The sequence below is a fragment of the Brevundimonas sp. genome (assembly GCF_051860745.1).
Classification (GTDB): domain Bacteria; phylum Pseudomonadota; class Alphaproteobacteria; order Caulobacterales; family Caulobacteraceae; genus Brevundimonas.
The window spans coordinates 137,391-152,564 of record NZ_JBHYDN010000006.1 but is presented as its reverse complement, the minus strand read 5'-3'; the positions used below and the strand labels follow the sequence as shown (position 1 = coordinate 152,564).

The 15,174-nt window shown below is 68.9% G+C and carries 14 protein-coding genes; 5 read left to right on the top strand and 9 right to left on the bottom strand.

The window, feature by feature from the left end:
* Positions 1-12 precede the first annotated feature (12 nt).
* The 5 genes from ACTIEW_RS09275 to ACTIEW_RS09255 form a co-directional block, all read right to left on the bottom strand.
* Positions 13-882 (bottom strand): 50S ribosomal protein L11 methyltransferase, encoded by an 870-nt coding sequence (locus ACTIEW_RS09275; protein WP_439477621.1) that lies wholly within the window; start codon positions 880-882, stop codon positions 13-15.
* A 3-nt stretch (positions 883-885) separates the two neighbouring features.
* On the bottom strand, positions 886-1,626 hold the full coding sequence (locus ACTIEW_RS09270) for a hypothetical protein (RefSeq protein ID WP_439477620.1): 741 nt from the start codon (positions 1,624-1,626) through the stop codon (positions 886-888).
* 4 nt (positions 1,627-1,630) lie between these two features.
* Positions 1,631-1,843, bottom strand: a complete 213-nt coding sequence (locus ACTIEW_RS09265; protein WP_292173537.1) for a DUF3126 family protein — start codon at positions 1,841-1,843, stop codon at positions 1,631-1,633.
* A 62-nt stretch (positions 1,844-1,905) separates the two neighbouring features.
* A complete protein-coding gene (cysE, locus tag ACTIEW_RS09260) occupies positions 1,906-2,727 on the bottom strand; it encodes a serine O-acetyltransferase (RefSeq protein ID WP_439477619.1) in 822 nt (273 codons plus the stop codon).
* A 20-nt stretch (positions 2,728-2,747) separates the two neighbouring features.
* Positions 2,748-3,398, bottom strand: a complete 651-nt coding sequence (locus tag ACTIEW_RS09255) for an NUDIX domain-containing protein (protein ID WP_439477618.1) — start codon at positions 3,396-3,398, stop codon at positions 2,748-2,750.
* A gap of 46 nt (positions 3,399-3,444) precedes the next feature.
* Between ACTIEW_RS09255 and ACTIEW_RS09250 the strand changes: the two genes are divergently transcribed.
* On the top strand, positions 3,445-4,047 hold the full coding sequence (locus ACTIEW_RS09250; RefSeq protein ID WP_439477617.1) for a nitroreductase family protein: 603 nt from the start codon (positions 3,445-3,447) through the stop codon (positions 4,045-4,047).
* Between the two features lie 153 nt (positions 4,048-4,200).
* On the opposite strand, the gene hutI is transcribed toward ACTIEW_RS09250, so the two are convergent.
* On the bottom strand, positions 4,201-5,406 hold the full coding sequence (gene hutI, locus ACTIEW_RS09245; RefSeq protein WP_439477616.1) for an imidazolonepropionase: 1,206 nt from the start codon (positions 5,404-5,406) through the stop codon (positions 4,201-4,203).
* 40 nt (positions 5,407-5,446) lie between these two features.
* Positions 5,447-6,334: an agmatinase family protein gene (locus ACTIEW_RS09240; RefSeq protein WP_439477615.1), complete on the bottom strand. Its 888-nt coding sequence runs from the start codon at positions 6,332-6,334 to the stop codon at positions 5,447-5,449.
* Positions 6,335-6,664: 330 nt separating this feature from the next.
* Here ACTIEW_RS09240 and hutU point away from each other — a divergent pair, with 330 nt between their 5' ends.
* Both hutU and hutH read left to right on the top strand, forming a co-directional pair.
* On the top strand, positions 6,665-8,332 hold the full coding sequence (gene hutU / locus ACTIEW_RS09235; protein ID WP_439477614.1) for a urocanate hydratase: 1,668 nt from the start codon (positions 6,665-6,667) through the stop codon (positions 8,330-8,332).
* A 163-nt stretch (positions 8,333-8,495) separates the two neighbouring features.
* Positions 8,496-10,022 carry a histidine ammonia-lyase gene (gene hutH / locus ACTIEW_RS09230; RefSeq protein ID WP_439477613.1) on the top strand — a complete coding sequence of 509 codons (1,527 nt, stop codon included), beginning with the start codon at positions 8,496-8,498 and terminating at the stop codon, positions 10,020-10,022.
* Positions 10,023-10,525: 503 nt separating this feature from the next.
* Here the strand turns inward: hutH and fni are convergent.
* Together fni and ACTIEW_RS09220 are read right to left on the bottom strand one after the other, a co-directional pair.
* Complete coding sequence (fni, locus tag ACTIEW_RS09225) at positions 10,526-11,548, bottom strand: type 2 isopentenyl-diphosphate Delta-isomerase (protein WP_439477612.1); 1,023 nt, start codon at positions 11,546-11,548, stop codon at positions 10,526-10,528.
* 39 nt (positions 11,549-11,587) lie between these two features.
* Positions 11,588-13,414, bottom strand: a complete 1,827-nt coding sequence (locus ACTIEW_RS09220) for a PPC domain-containing protein (protein ID WP_439477611.1) — start codon at positions 13,412-13,414, stop codon at positions 11,588-11,590.
* A gap of 98 nt (positions 13,415-13,512) precedes the next feature.
* Between ACTIEW_RS09220 and ACTIEW_RS09215 the strand changes: the two genes are divergently transcribed.
* Complete coding sequence (locus ACTIEW_RS09215) at positions 13,513-14,436, top strand: bifunctional methylenetetrahydrofolate dehydrogenase/methenyltetrahydrofolate cyclohydrolase (protein ID WP_439477610.1); 924 nt, start codon at positions 13,513-13,515, stop codon at positions 14,434-14,436.
* A 52-nt stretch (positions 14,437-14,488) separates the two neighbouring features.
* Positions 14,489-15,172 carry a LemA family protein gene (locus ACTIEW_RS09210; RefSeq protein WP_439477609.1) on the top strand — a complete coding sequence of 228 codons (684 nt, stop codon included), beginning with the start codon at positions 14,489-14,491 and terminating at the stop codon, positions 15,170-15,172.
* Positions 15,173-15,174: the final 2 nt, after the last annotated feature.

Below are 15,174 nucleotides of genomic sequence, written 5' to 3'. Positions count from 1 at the left end.
CCCGTTCCGCTGTTAACCCACCCGCCTCAAAACCAGCGCGCTCCAGGCGTCCCGATGGATGCGCCGCTCGAGGACGAAGCCGCGCGAAAGATAGGCCGCCGACACCCGCCGCTCCTGCGTCCGCAGCAGGCCCGACAGGATGGCGACGCCGCCGAGGCTCAGCGCGTTCTTGATGTCCTGCGACAGGGAGACCAGCGGCGGGGCCAGGATGTTGGCGAACACCAGATCATAGGGACCGTGCTGGCGGACCTTGCGGTCATTCAGCCCGAAGGCGTGCACGAAGCGGGCGTCCGCCATGTTCAGCTTCGCATTCTCGTTGGCGATACGCACCGAGGGCCTGTCGATGTCGGTGCCGACGGCGACCTTCGATCCGGTCCTGGCCGCCGCGATGGCCAACACGCCCGTACCGCAGCCGACATCGAGAACGCGCTCGAACCGTTCGCGCTTCAGGAGTTCGTCAAAGGCGATCAGACAGCCGACCGTGGTGCCGTGGTGCCCGGTGCCGAAGGCGGCGCCCGCGTCGATCTTCAGATTGACGGTATTCCCCGGCACGCTGCCCTCGTCGTGCGCGCCATAAACGAAGAACCGGCCCGCGCGCACGGGCGGCAGGCCCGACAGCGACATGGCCAGCCAGTCGGCGTCGGCCAGTTTCTCGACCTTTACGGTCAGGCCGTCATGCGCCTTCAGCCGCGCCTCGATGCCGCGGGCGTCGTCGGCGTCGTTGGGAAAGGCGTCTATTCGCCAGATGCCCTTGTCCTCGTCTTCCTCGAGAATCGAATAGGTGGCGCCCTCCAAAAACGGATCGGAATCCAGCGAAACAGCGGCGGCCTCGGCGATCGCGCGCGGGCCCCGGGCGATTATTTGAACTGCGGACTCGGACATTTCTCAAACACCGCTATCATTGCGAATCGAGACGCGCGCTGGCGTGCTCTCCTGCGCCAGCATCAACCAACTGAACCGAGGGGTCGGGGAATTCATGGCTAAAGCACCATCCAAGCCTAAGGCGGCCGCCAAACCGAAGCCGGCGCCCGCCGCTTCCAAGCCGAAACCGGCGGCAAAGTCGAGCGCCGCGCCGAAGGCCGCTGCAAAACCTGCCGCCAGGCCCGCCGCTCCGAAGGCCGTCGCGAAGAAGCCTGCCGCCAAGGCCGCCGCCAAACCCGCAGTCAAGGCGGCTCCCAAGGCCGCCGCGAAACCGGCGGTGAAGAAACCTGCCGTCAAGAAGCCCGCTGCGAAGAAGCCCGCAGCCAAGGCTGCGCCGAGAGCCGCTGCGAAGCCGGTCGCCAAGCCGGCCGCCGCGCCCCGGCCCGCTGCTGCAGCGCCCGCACTCGCGCCCGCTCCGAAGCCGGCGGCTCCGGCTCGCACCGCGGCCAGGCCCGCAGAGAAGAAGGGCTTCTTCGCATCGCTCAGCCGGATCATCTTCGGCAAAAGCTGACCATCAACGCCTGAAATGACGAAGCGCCGGTGGATCGCTCCACCGGCGCTTTTTCGTGTTCCTTCCATCCGCTCACCCCGGCGAATGCCGGGGCCAGGATGGAAGCCTGGTCGATGTCGGGAATGTTCGAGCGTGCTGTCCAGGCTTTCGCTGGTGTTTTCTGGGTCCCGGCATTCGCCGGGATGAGCGGGCAAGAACTCAGTCTGCCGGCAGATCTTCCGCCAGGATGGCCATCTCGAACATGAAGCTGCCGGCCTCGTCCTCGTCCTCGAAAACGACGCCGATGAACTCATCGCCGACATAGACCTCGCAGGAGTCATTGGGCTTGCCGCGCGGCTTCAGGATGATGCCGCCGGTGTTGAAGGTACGCTTCAGGTGCGTCTCGACGCGCTTCATGTCAGCGGTGTTCATGCTCGGCCTCAGGTCTGTCGTGAAGGCGCGGACCCTAGAGAAAGCCCCGCGCGAGGGGAAGGTCAGATGACGAAGTCGTAGACGATGTCGGCCAGCGTATGGTCCATCGTCCGCGCCGGCGTCGCCTCTGTCGGGCAGTTGACCAGCCGCGCGGGCACGCCCGCCACGGTGCAGCCCGCCGGCACGGCCTTAAGCACCACCGAACCCGAGGCCACCTTGGCGTAGTCGCCGACAGTGATGTTGCCCAGCACCTTGGCCCCGGCGCCCAGCAGCACCCCCTTGCCGATCTTCGGATGCCGGTCGCCGCGCCCGGCGCCCGTGCCGCCCAGGGTGACGTTGTGCAGCATCGACACCTCATCGCCGACCACCGCCGTCTCGCCGATGACAATGCCGGTGCCGTGGTCGAGAAACAGGCCGGAACCCAGCCGCGCGGCCGGATGGATGTCGACCTGGAACAGTTCGGAAATCCGGCTCTGAAAATGGAAGGCCAGGGTCTCGCGGCCCTCGGTCCACAGCCAGTGTGACACGCGCCACGCCTGCAGGGCCTGGAATCCCTTGAAGTAGAGGAAGGGCTGCAACAGCGTCTTGATCGCCGGGTCCCGCTCGGCCACGGCCTGAAGGTCGGCCTCGGCGGCGGCGACGATGGACGGATCGGCGGCGAAGGCGTCGCGGCACACTTCGCGGACCGACATCGGCCCCAGTTCGCTGTCGCCCAGCTTGCGCCCGATCTGGAAGCTCAGGGCGCTGGCCAAGTCGTCGTGCGACAGGATGACGGCGCTCATCTGCGACGCCAGATGCGGCTCGTCCCGGGTCGCCGCCTCGGCGGAGGCGCGCAGGTCCGACCAGCAGTCAGACCGCTGCGCGACAATTTCGAGCTTGGGCATCGCGGACTCCTTCGGCTTCATCATACGCCCGCCAGCATGGCCTTCGCCAGTTCGGGCGGCAGATCGCCTTCCCGCGCCATATGGTAGGCCCGGAGCGCGGTCGCCAGCGTGAACATGTCCCGGATCGCTCCTGTCCTGATCTCGGCCAGCAGATCGGCGAACGGCACGCGCACGACGCGGATGATCTCGGTCGGATCAGGGGCGACGGGCGCCGGCGTCAGCCTCCAGGCGATCCATGCCATGGCCCGCTCGTCGGTCACGGAATTGCTCATCTCGGCCTTGTAGGCCGGAAGCCAATGCGCCGCCTCAAGCCCGGCCTCCTCGGCCAATTCCCGCCGCGCGCCCTCGATCGGATCCTCGTCGCACGGCGCCCCGCCCTCGGGCATCTCCCATGACCAGTTCATCAGGGCGAAGCGCTGCTGACCGACCAGGGTCACCGTGCCGTCCTCATGCACCGGCAGCACCCCGACCGACAGATTGCGCGGCCGCATCACCACATAGTCGGCCTTCAGCCCCGTCGGCGCGGTCGCGTCATGGCGGGTCAGCCGCAGCCAGGGGTTCTCGAACGTCACGGCCGAACCGGCGTCGCGCCACGGCGGCGGCCGGTCGCTTCCATCGTCCCAGCCGGGCAGCGGGCGGTCGTCGTCGAAAGTCTTGTGGGAGTCGCTCATGGGTCCGGGTATGGCGCACCGGGCCTCGCGCGCCTAGGTCAGGCCCATGACCGACGCCGATCTGGGAGCCGCCCTCCCCCTGCCCGTCCCGTCCGCCGAGATGCAGGACCGCCTCACGCACCGACGCTCGGCCCCGGCCCAGGCCCTGACCACACCCGGCCCTTCGCGGGTCGAGGTCGAGCGCATTCTGCTGCTCGGCGCCCGCACCCCCGACCACGGCAAGCTCTTCCCCTGGCGGTTCGTGGTCATGGGCCCGCAGAGCCGCGCCGACCTCGCCGTCGCCCTCACGCCCCTCGCTGTTCGCCAGCCCGACCCCGGCAAGGCCGCCAAGGTGTTGTCCAAACTGACCGCCCCGCCCCTGACCATTCTGGTGCTCTCTGTGCCCGTCCCCGGCCACAAGGTGCCGGAGTGGGAGCAGCAGCTCTCCGCCGGCGCCGTCTGCATGAACCTCAAACACGCCGCCAATGCGCTGGGCTTCGCCGCCAGCTGGATCACCGACTGGTACAGCTACGATCCGGACGCCCTGGCCCTCTACGGCGTCGGCGCGGGCGAGCGTGTGGCCGGCTTCATCCACATCGGGACCCTGGCCGAGCCGCCGCTGGAGCGGCCCCGCCCGGACGTCGCGGCCCTCACGACCTGGCGCGACTGACCCTCAGAGTCTGAACAGGCCGAGGCTCGCCAGCGTCGCCGCCGCCATCAAGGCGGTGACCACCACCAGCAGGGCGGTGAGCAGGTTTTCGGTGCGGTCGGGCCGGTTGAGCATGGCGAATCTCCGCCTGCATCATCTCGCGATTCGGCGATTTCAGGCGTCCCAGACGCCGCCGACCATCCGCCGCGCCAGCAGCGGCTTGCCCAGCCAATAGGCCAGCTCCGCCGGCCGCTCGATATCCCACACCGCCAGATCGGCGGCCTTGCCGGCCTCCAGCGTGCCGATCTCGCCTTCCAGACCCAGCGCCCGCGCCGCGATCCGCGTCGCCCCGGCCAGCGCCTCCTCGGGCGTCAGCCGGAACTGCACGCAGGCCAGATTGATCGCCGCCGTCATCGAGGCCAGCGGCGACGTTCCAGGATTGCAGTCCGTCGCCACCGCAATCGCCACCCCATGCCGGCGCAACAGCTCCACGGGCGGCGGCGTGGTCTCGCGCAGCATCAGATAGGCCCCGGGCAGCAGCACGGCGACGACCCCGGCCTCGGCCATGGCCCGCACGCCCGTCTCGCCCGTATGTTCGACATGGTCCGCCGACAGCGCCCCGAACCGCGCCGCCAGCGCCGCCCCGCCGCCGTCGGACAACTGGTCGGCGTGCAGCTTGACAGGCAGCCCCAGCGCCCGCGCCTTGTCGAACAGCCGTCCCACCTCCTTGGTCGAGAAGGCGATCGGCTCGCAGTAGGCGTCAACCGCATCGACCAGGCCCTCGGCATGGGCTGCGGGCAGGATCTCGTCCACAGCCAGATCGACATAGCGGCCCCGGTCCGCCTTCCACTCGGGCGGCACCGCGTGCAGGCCCAGATAGCTGGTGCGCACCCGCACGCCCGCCTCGCGCCCGATCCGCCGCGCGACGCGCAGCATCTTCAGCTCGCTGTCCCGATCGAGCCCATAGCCCGACTTGATCTCGACCGTGGTCACCCCCGTCGCCTTCAGCCCCGACAGCCGCCCCAGCGCGCTCGCATACAGCTCATCCTCCGACGCCGCCCGCGTCGCGGCCACGGATGAGACGATGCCGCCCCCCGCGCGCGCGATCTCCTCATAGGTGGCCCCGCCGAGCCGCTGTTCGAACTCGCCCGAGCGGTCGCCGCCGAACACCAGATGGGTATGACAGTCGACCAGCCCCGGCGTGACCCAGCGTCCGTCCAGCCGGTCGGTCGTCACCGCCGTGTGCGCCGGCAGATCGGCGCGGGCGCCCGCCCAGACAATCCGCCCGTCGCCGATCAACAGCGCCCCGTCCTCGACGGCGCCGTACGGCTCGCCGCCCGACGTCATCATGGCCAGACGGCAGTCGGTGACCAATCTCATGTCCCTCTCCCCTCGGGAGAGGGGTTCTGAGTACGATCCTTCATCTTCCCGCAAAGCCCGCCAGCAGTTCGCAAAACCACCGCCCCGCCGTCAGCGAGCCGAGATCGCCGATCTCCAGCGACGGATCGTATTCCGTCAGGTCCACCGCCCTGACCTTCGCATGCGCCCCGATCACTCGCGTCGCATCGAAGAAGTCCTGGACCGAAACCCCACCCGGCCGTGCGCCCGGCGAGGCCGGCCACTGGCTCCGGTCGATCACATCGATGTCGAAATCGACGTAGATGACGTCGCAGAGGCCCGACAGCCGTTCCAGTTCCTGCGCGACCACCACCGCCATGCCCAGTTCACGGCAGGCCCGCGCCGTCCGCACCGATATCCCCGCCGCCTTGGCCTTGTCGTGGGCCCGTTTCGTATTGGCGAAGGGCGCGAGGCCGATCTGGCTGACCCGGTGGCCCGAAAGCCCGTCCTCGAGCAGCGCCTGCACCGGATTGCCGTTGGTCAGGCCCTGATCGGTGTCGCGCAGGTCGAAATGGGCGTCCAGCGTCAGCACCCCGACCCTGTCCAGCCCCAGCGCATGCACGCCCGGCCGGGTGATGGCGTTGTTGCCGCCGATCAGCACCGTCAGCTCGCGCGTTCCCTGCGCCGCCGCCGCATCCCGCACCGGGGCGAAGGCGTCCGCCGGCGACATGCCCTTCAGCGCCACGTCGCCCGCGTCATGCACCCGTGTAGACAGCTCGGCGCCGGTCTCCACGTCATAGGTCGAGAACCGCGGCAGCACCGCCCGGAACGCCTTCGGTCCGAGGTCGCACCGCCCCGGCGTCAGCGACCGCTCGTTCAGCCCCGCGCCGATCAGGGCGACAGGGGCGTCCGGGTGGCAGCCGACGAGGTCGGCGATGCTCGTCCAGCGAAGGGCTTCTGAGTCTGTCATCCGACCACATAACTCCTTCTCCGCTCAGGGGAGAAGGCCGAGGCGCCGGCCCTCTCCGACGGCCGATGTGGCCCGCCTTGTCATCCCGGCCGCAGCGAAGCGGAGAGCCGGGACGGGACTGACGCCCATCACCCCACCTCCCGGACAGCCCGTCAGGGCTGATCCGGGAGACAGCCGGACGCCACCCGGCCTGTCTCCCGGACAACCGCTGCGCGGCTTCCGGGAGAGCTCAGAAGCGTCAGCAAACGTCCCGGACATCGCCTTTGGCGATTCCGGGATGACAAGGGACCGGCGCTTCTCCCCCGAGGGGAGAAAGCGCTAGAAGGCCTGATGACGACTCAACAGACGAACACCCGCGTCATTCGCAGCCCACGCGGCCTCGACATGACCGCGAAGACCTGGGCCGCCGAGGCCGCCCTGCGCATGCTGATGAACAACCTCGATCCCGAGGTGGCCGAGCGCCCCGAGGACCTGGTGGTCTATGGCGGGATCGGCAAGGCCGCGCGCGACTGGCCGTCGTTCGATCGCATCGTCACGGAGCTGCGCAATCTCGAGGCCGACCAGACCCTGCTGGTCCAGTCCGGCAAGCCCGTGGGCGTCTTCCGCACCCATGCCGACGCCCCGAGGGTTCTGATCGCCAATTCCAACCTGGTGCCCAAATGGGCGACCTGGGAGCATTTCAACGACCTCGATCGCAAGGGTCTCATGATGTACGGCCAGATGACGGCCGGGTCGTGGATCTACATCGGCACCCAGGGCATCGTTCAGGGCACCTACGAAACCTTCATGGAGGCCGGACGCCAGCACTATGGCGGCGACTGGTCCGGCAAATGGATCCTGACCGCCGGCCTCGGCGGCATGGGCGGGGCCCAGCCCCTGGCCGCGACCATGGCCGGCGCCTCCTGCCTCGCGGTCGAATGCCAGCGCAGCCGCATCGAGATGCGGCTGCGCACCCGCTACCTCGACGTCATGGCCGAAACCCTCGACGAGGCCCTGGCCCTGATCGATCAGGCGAAGGCTGATGGAAAAGCCTTATCCATCGGTCTGTTGGGAAATGCGGCGGATGTTTTGCCTGAACTCGTCAGGCGCGGCGTGCGCCCCGATCTCGTCACCGACCAGACCAGCGCCCACGACCTGATCAACGGCTATCTGCCGCAGGGCTGGACCGTGGCGGAATGGGAGGACAAGCGCGTCTCCGACCCCGCCGCCGTGACCGCGGCCGCCCGCAAATCAATCGTTGATCATGTTCAGGCCATGTTGGATTTCCAGGCCATGGGCATTCCCGTCACCGACTATGGCAACAACATCCGCCAGGTCGCCTTCGACGCGGGCGTGAAGAACGCCTTCGCCTTCCCCGGCTTCGTCCCCGCCTATATCCGTCCGCTGTTCTGCCGGGGGATCGGCCCTTTCCGCTGGGCCGCCCTGACCGGCGATCCGGACGATATCCGCAAGACCGACGCGGCGATGAAGACCCTGTTCCCCGACAACGCCGGCCTGCACCGCTGGCTCGACATGGCGGCCGAGCGGATCGCCTTCCAGGGCCTGCCCGCCCGCATCTGCTGGATCGGCCTCGGCGACCGCCATCGCGCCGGCCTGATGTTCAACGACATGGTCGCCTCGGGAGAACTCAGCGGCCCCATCGTCATCGGCCGCGACCACCTCGACTCCGGCTCGGTCGCCAGCCCCAATCGCGAGACCGAGGCCATGATGGACGGCTCGGACGCCGTCTCCGACTGGCCCCTGCTGAACGCCCTGCTGAACACGGCCTCGGGCGCCAGCTGGGTGTCGCTGCACCATGGCGGCGGCGTCGGCATGGGCTACAGCCAGCATTCGGGCGTGGTCATCGTCGCTGACGGCACGCCCGGGGCCGCCAAACGCCTCGAGCGCGTCCTTTGGAACGACCCCGCCACCGGCGTCATGCGCCACGCCGACGCGGGGTATGAAATCGCCAGGGACGCGGCGCGCGAACACGGTCTCAACCTGCCGAGCCTCACATGAGAGCCCTCCCCCTCGAGGGGGGAAGGTTGGGAGGGGGTGGAGCCGCCAGCTTCTCCCGATCAAGCGCGATAGGCGCCGTCGCCTCCCGTGCCATAGCGACCGACATCCTGCCTCCACCCCATCCCCTGCCCTTCCCCCTCGAGGGGAAGGGAGAAGGTTTCGAATGACCCTCACCATCGGCCAATCCCCCCTCACCCTCGCCCAGCTTCGCGCGGTCCTCGACGTCCCCTGCACCGTCGAGCTCGCACCCTCCGCCTGGACCGCCGTCGACCGGGGTGCAGCGGTGGTCGCCGCCATCGTAGCCGAGGGCCGCACCGTCTATGGCGTCAACACCGGTTTCGGCCTGCTGGCCAACACCTCCATCGCCACGGCCGATCTGGAGACGCTGCAGAAGAACCTCGTCCTCAGCCACGCCTGCGGCGTCGGCGCCCTGCTGGACGACCGCGTCACCCGCCTGCTGATGGTGCTGAAGATCGCCAGCCTGTCGAAAGGCGCCTCGGGCATCCGCCGCGAAACGCTCGAGGCCCTGATCGCCCTCGTCAACGCCGACGTCCTGCCCTGCATCCCGTCCAAGGGTTCGGTCGGCGCCTCGGGCGACCTCGCCCCTCTGGCCCACATGTCCTGCGTCCTGATCGGCGTCGGTGAAGCCCGTCACAATGGCGAATTCCTGTCCGCCGAGGACGCTCTCGCCCGCGTCGGCCTCAAGCCACTGGTCCTGGGTCCCAAGGAAGGCCTCGCCCTCCTCAACGGCACCCAGTGCTCGACCGCCCTCGCCCTCGCCGGCCTGTTCGCCGCCGAGGCCGCCTTCGCCGCCGGCTTGGCCGCCGGGGCCCTGTCGGTCGATGCGCTCAAGGGCTCCGACGCCCCGTTCGACGCCCGCATCCACGCCCTGCGCGGCCAGCCCGGCCAGATCGCCGTCGCCGCTCGTCTGCGCGAGCTGATGGCCGGCTCGGCCATCCGCGACAGTCACCGCGAGCACTGCCACAAGGTGCAGGATCCCTACTCCCTGCGCTGCCAGCCCCAGGTCATGGGCGCCGTGCTGGACGTCCTGCGCAACGCCGCTGCCACGCTGGAATGCGAGGCCAACGCCGTCACCGACAACCCGCTGGTCTTCATCGAGGACGGCGACGTCATCTCCGGCGGGAACTTCCATGCCGAACCGGTCGCCTTCGCCGCCGATACTATCGCCATGGCGCTGTGCGAGATCGGCAATATCTCCGAACGCCGCACCGCCATCCTCGTCGATCCGAAGATGAGCGAACTGCCCGCCTTCCTGGTCAAGGAATCCGGCCTGAACTCCGGCTTCATGATCGCCCAGGTCACCGCCGCCGCCCTCGTCGCCGAGAACCGGATGGTCGCCCATCCGTGCAGCATCGACACCGTCCCGACCTCGGCCAATCAGGAGGACCACGTCTCCATGGCCACCCACGGCGCCCGCCGCCTGCTGGACATGGCCGAGAATACCGCCGCCGTGGTCGGGATCGAGCTTCTGGCCGCAGCCCAGGGCATCGAATTCCACCGCCCGCTGACGTCCTCGCCTGACCTTGAAAAGGTCTACGCCATCGTCCGCGAGGCCGCCGCGGCCTATGGCTCGGACCACTATTTCGCCCCCGACATCGCCCGCGCCACCGACGGCGTCCGTGCCGGCCGCTACCGCGTGTTCGCGGGGGATCTGCTGCCGTCGGCGTAGTCGCCTCGCCTTTCGTCATCCTCCGGCAAGCCGCGCCTTCGCGGCGCAGACCGGGGACCCAGCAGCGCCGAAGGCGATCTGTTCAGGCAAGGTGTCCGTGACAGTGTCGCGCTCTCGCGCGCCGCTGGGTCCCCCGGTCTCGCTCCGCTCGCCGGAGGATGACGAAAGCGGAAGCGCGCCCCCCCTGAGTCTGGTGCAGCGCCTTGCGCGGTCGGCCAGATTGAATGGAGACTCTCGCCCCTCCCAACCCGCTACTCTCGCCCCCGAAACCCGCTACTTCCGCCCCTTCGAAAAGCGGATTTCGAGCGTCCCGGGATCCTTACGACCGCTTCTGACGCATCCCCATGTTGTAGTGCTTCAACGCCCACCGGGCGGGGTCTTTGACATTATCCACCCCACGCCGCGCCGCCTTTGAGGCCCGGTTTCGCAGGGAGACCCACGGCCCGACCGCGTCCGAAAATTTGCACGTAATTTTTTGGCGGGACTACGAGACTCTCGCCCCTTCACCCCTGCAGCGGCGCCTTGCGCAGGGCCGTCAGATTGGCCGCGCCGGTGCAGAAGCAGACGGTGCGCATCTGGCGGATCACGGTCTGGAAATGCTCGACCACCGCCTCGGTCGAGATCGTCGCGGAGGTCAGAACGCCCGCCGCCTGACCGACCATGTCGGCGCCCAGCCGGATGGCCTTCGCCGCCTCGACCCCGTCGCGAATCCCGCCCGACCCGATAATCACGCCCTTGGGACAGGCCGCCCGGACCTCGGCGATGGCCCGCGCCGTGGGGATGCCCCAGTCGGCGAAGGCGGCGGCATGGGCCTTGTCGCCCTCGCCCCCGGCCCGCTCGCCCTCGACCGTGGCCCAGTTCGAGCCGCCGGCTCCGGCCACGTCGACGGCCGCCACGCCCATGGCGAACAGTCGCCTGGCCGTGGCCGCCGAGATCCCGGCCCCCGTCTCCTTGACCACCACCGGCGCATCGATCGACTTGACCAGCGCCTCAAGCGCCGCGCCCACGCCCCACCAGTCCCGATCTCCCTCGGGCTGGCAGGCCTCCTGCAGCGGGTTCAGGTGCACGATCAGGGCGTCGGCGGCGATCATGTCCAGCACCCGCCGCGCCTCTTCAACGCCGAAGCCGCGGGTCAGTTGGGCCGCGCCGATATTGGCCAGGATCGGCGTGTCAGGCGCCTTGAGCCGCAGGGCCATATCCAGCCCCGGCGTCGCGCCTTCCGCATCAAGCGCCGCCCGTTGCGACCCGACCGCGAGGGCGATGCCCAGATGCTGCGCCGCCTCGGCCAGCCGCGCGTTGATGGCCTCGGCCCGGGCCGGCCCGCCGGTCATCGAACTGATCAACAGGGGCGCCTTCAGCCGCCGGCCGAGGAAATCCGTCCCCAGGTCGATCTTGCCATGATCCAGATCCGGCAGGGCCTCATGGATAAAGCGAACCTCGTCGAAGCCATTGTCCAGCCCATGGGCCGCCATCCCCGCGAGGATGACGTCGAGGTGCTGGTCCTTGCGGTTCACGATCTCGGACACGGCCTCTCTCCACGCGGCCCGAGGAACCGGGGCGTCTACCTACGGCTGCTTCTCGACGTTCAACGCATAGGCCCCGGTCTGGCCCTGCTGGAACGTCCCGGCGCGGACCTCATAGACCCCGTCCGCAGGCGCGGTCCATTCCAGCTTGGCATGTGTGTCCGACAGGCTGTCGTCGTCCGAGCCCAGCACCTCGAAGGCGCCGCCATCCTGCTCGCGCCCGACGACGAGGAAGCTGTCGACCTCGTTGGAGACCATGGTGATCAGCAGCTTCTCGTCTTCCTTCAGCGTCACCCGATAGGCGTCGTAGTAGCTGTTGTCCTCGGCGGTCGCGTCGGCCTCGGTCAGGACGCCCCGCGCCGTGGCGCCGACCAGAACGCTGCCCGGCAGCGGCTGCGGTCCGCGGTCGTTCAGCTCCAGAGCGTAGAGGCCTTCGCCATCGGATCCCAGTGGCGAGACCCGCAGCACATAGTCGCCGTCTTCCGGCAGGGTGTAGCTGAGCCGTGAATCCGTGCCCTCGCCCAGGCCGTCGTCGTCAGAGGCCAGGGCCTCGAATTCTGTCCCCGCCCGGCCGACCTGCAGAAAGGTATCGAAATCGCCCGACCGCATGATGGCCTGCACCCGCTGGCCCGCGACGCCGCTGAAGGCGAAAGCGTCAAAGCCGCGGTCCTCGCTGTCGGTCGGATCGGTCTCGCTGATCTCGCCCTGGATCGGCGAGCCGAAGGCCAGCGCCTCCGGAGCCTTTTCAGGTTCGACCTCGGAAACCGACAATGAATAGGCGCCCGTCGCCTCGGTGAAGGCGCGCGCCTCGATGAAATAGACGCCGGTGCGCGGCAGGGTGAAGGTCAGCCGCGAGTTGGTGCCTTCGGCCGCGCCGTCGTCATCCTCGGCCAGACTGACGTGGTTGGCGTCGAACAGCTCGACATAGGTGTCGAACTCCTCAGAGCTCATGTCGATGCGGATGCGTTGGCCCTCCTGTCCGGAGAACCGGTAAGCGTCGGCGGTGGCTCCCCCGGCTCCCTTGCCGTCACCCTCGGCCAGCGAACCATCGACCGAGCCGCCGATCTCGATATCCTGCGCGGCAGCCAGTTCCGGCCCGCGCGCCAGCGCCAGGGTATAGGCGCCCTCGTCGCCCGGGGTGAGCGGCGTCGCCCGGATGATGTAGTCGCCGGCCGACTCCGCCGTGAAGAGCAACCGCGAATTCAGGCCCGTCTCCAGCGTGTCGTCGTTCATGGCCAGTTCGTTGAACTCCCCGGCCCGCATTTGGCCGACCCGGACCACCGGATCGAAGGCGTCCGAGCTCAGGTCGATCGCGAACCGGTCCCCGGCGCGGGCGCGGAAGGTGTAGGCGTCATAGGCCTGACCGCCTTGGTTCTCGGGATCGCTGGCCGTCAACGCGCCCCGGATCGACTGACCGACGCGGATTCCTGACGGCCTTGGGGGCCGACCCGCCGGCGGGCGTTGGCTCAGGCCAAGGCTATAGGCCCCGCCTTCAATGCCGGACAGGGTGCGGGCCCGAAGCACATAGGTTCCGGCCCGGTCCGCCGTGAAACGGAGTCGCGAATGGGTGCCCTCGCCCAGGCCGTCGTCGTCGCTGGCCATGGCGTCGCTGTCGCCCTGGTGAAAGACCTCGAGGTAGGCGTCGAAGTCGTCGGCGCGCATCACCGCTTCCAGCCTTTGGCCGGCGCGGGCCCGGATCAGATAGTCGTCGTAGCGATAGGCGTCTTCCGCCGCCGTGCCGTCGCCATCCGCGATCTGACCCTCGACGGTACGCCCGGGCGAGATGGTCTCCGCGCGCTGGGCCAGGGCCGGCGCCGCGACCGACAACGCCAGCAGGCTGACGGCGGCAAGAATGGTCGTACGGCGCATGGATATCCCCCTGAATGCGACTCCGATCATAGACGCCGAACCGCGCCCTCTGTAAATCGCAGCAACCGCACGATTCCTGACGACCGGAGCCGAAATCCATGACGGCCGATCCCACCCGCGCGATCCTGATCGACGGCAAGGCCTTCGCCGCCGGCCTTGTAGAGCGCGTCGCCGCCGCCTCGGCCCGGCTGGAAGCGGCGCATGGCGTCAAGCCAGGCCTCGCCGTGGTCATCGTCGGCGAAGACCCGGCCAGCCAGGTCTATGTCCGCAACAAGGGCGAAACGACCCAGCGCGCCGGCATGCGGTCCGACACCCACCGCCTTGCGGTTACGACCTCGCAAGCGGACCTGCTGGCCCTGATCACCGATCTGAACGCCGACGCCGGTATCCACGGCATTCTGGTCCAGCTTCCCCTGCCCGGGCACATCGACGCCTCCGCCGTGCTGGACGCTATTGATCCGGACAAGGACGTGGACGGATTTCATGTCGTCAACGCCGGGCGGCTGGCCGTTGGCCTTGCGGGACTGGTCCCATGCACGCCGCTGGGCTGTCTGATGCTGCTGAAGGCCGAGCTGGGCGACCTGTCCGGGCTGAACGCCGTCATCGTCGGGCGCTCCAACATCGTCGGCAAGCCAATGGCGCAGCTGCTGCTGGCCGAGAGCTGCACGGTGACCGTGGCCCATTCCCGGACCCGCGACCTCCCGGCCCTGTGCCGCACAGCGGACATTCTGGTGGCCGCCGTCGGCCGTCCCGAGATGGTGCGCGGCGACTGGATCAGACCGGGCGCGACCGTGATCGACGTCGGCATCAATCGCGTGCCGTCGCGCGACCCGGTCAAGGCGGCTGAGGGCAAGACCCGATTGGTGGGCGACGTCGCCTTCGCCGAGGCCTCGGAGATCGCCGGGCGGATCACCCCGGTGCCCGGAGGCGTCGGGCCGATGACCATCGCCTGCCTGCTGGCCAACACCTATACCGCCGCCTGCCGGTCCGTCGGCGTCACGCCCGACGCTCTGGACGCTTGAACCGCCTGCGTTGAACCCCGATAGTCGGACTCTGGCCTGTCAGGAGACGTCGATGATCCGCTTCTCGCCCCGTGTTTCGGCCCTCGCGGCCGTCGTGATCCTGACCCCCGCCATGGCGGGCTGCGGGATCAACGCCATTCCGACCAAGGAAGAAGCGGCCAAGGCGCGCTGGGCCGACGTCCAGTCGCAGTATCAGCGCCGCGCCGACCTGGTGCCCAATCTGGTCGCCACGGTGCAAGGCGCGGCCATCGCCGAGCGCACCACCCTGACCCAGGTGATAGAGGCCCGGGCCCAGGCGACCGGCGTGACCGTCACACCTGAGACGCTAAACGACCCGGCGGCCTTCCAACGCTATCAGGCGGCGCAAGGTCAGCTGTCCCAGGCGCTGTCGCGGCTGTTGCTGGTCGTGGAACGCTACCCTGACATCAAGTCGAACCAGAATTTCATCGCCCTGCAATCCCAGCTGGAAGGCACCGAAAACCGCATCGCCATCGCGCGGCGCGACTACAATGAGGCTGTACGCGACTACAACACCTCGCTGCGCACCTTCCCGACGGTGATCTGGGCCAACACCATCCACGGCGGGTCCGAGCCGATGCAGCTGTTCAGCGCCACCGAGTCAGCGCAGTCGGCGCCGGGTGTGAATTTCGACGCCCTGAACCCGGCCCAACCCGGTGGCGCGGCGCCTGCCGCCGCACCCGGCGCGGCCCCGCCCGCGGCCCCGGCGGCGCAGTGATC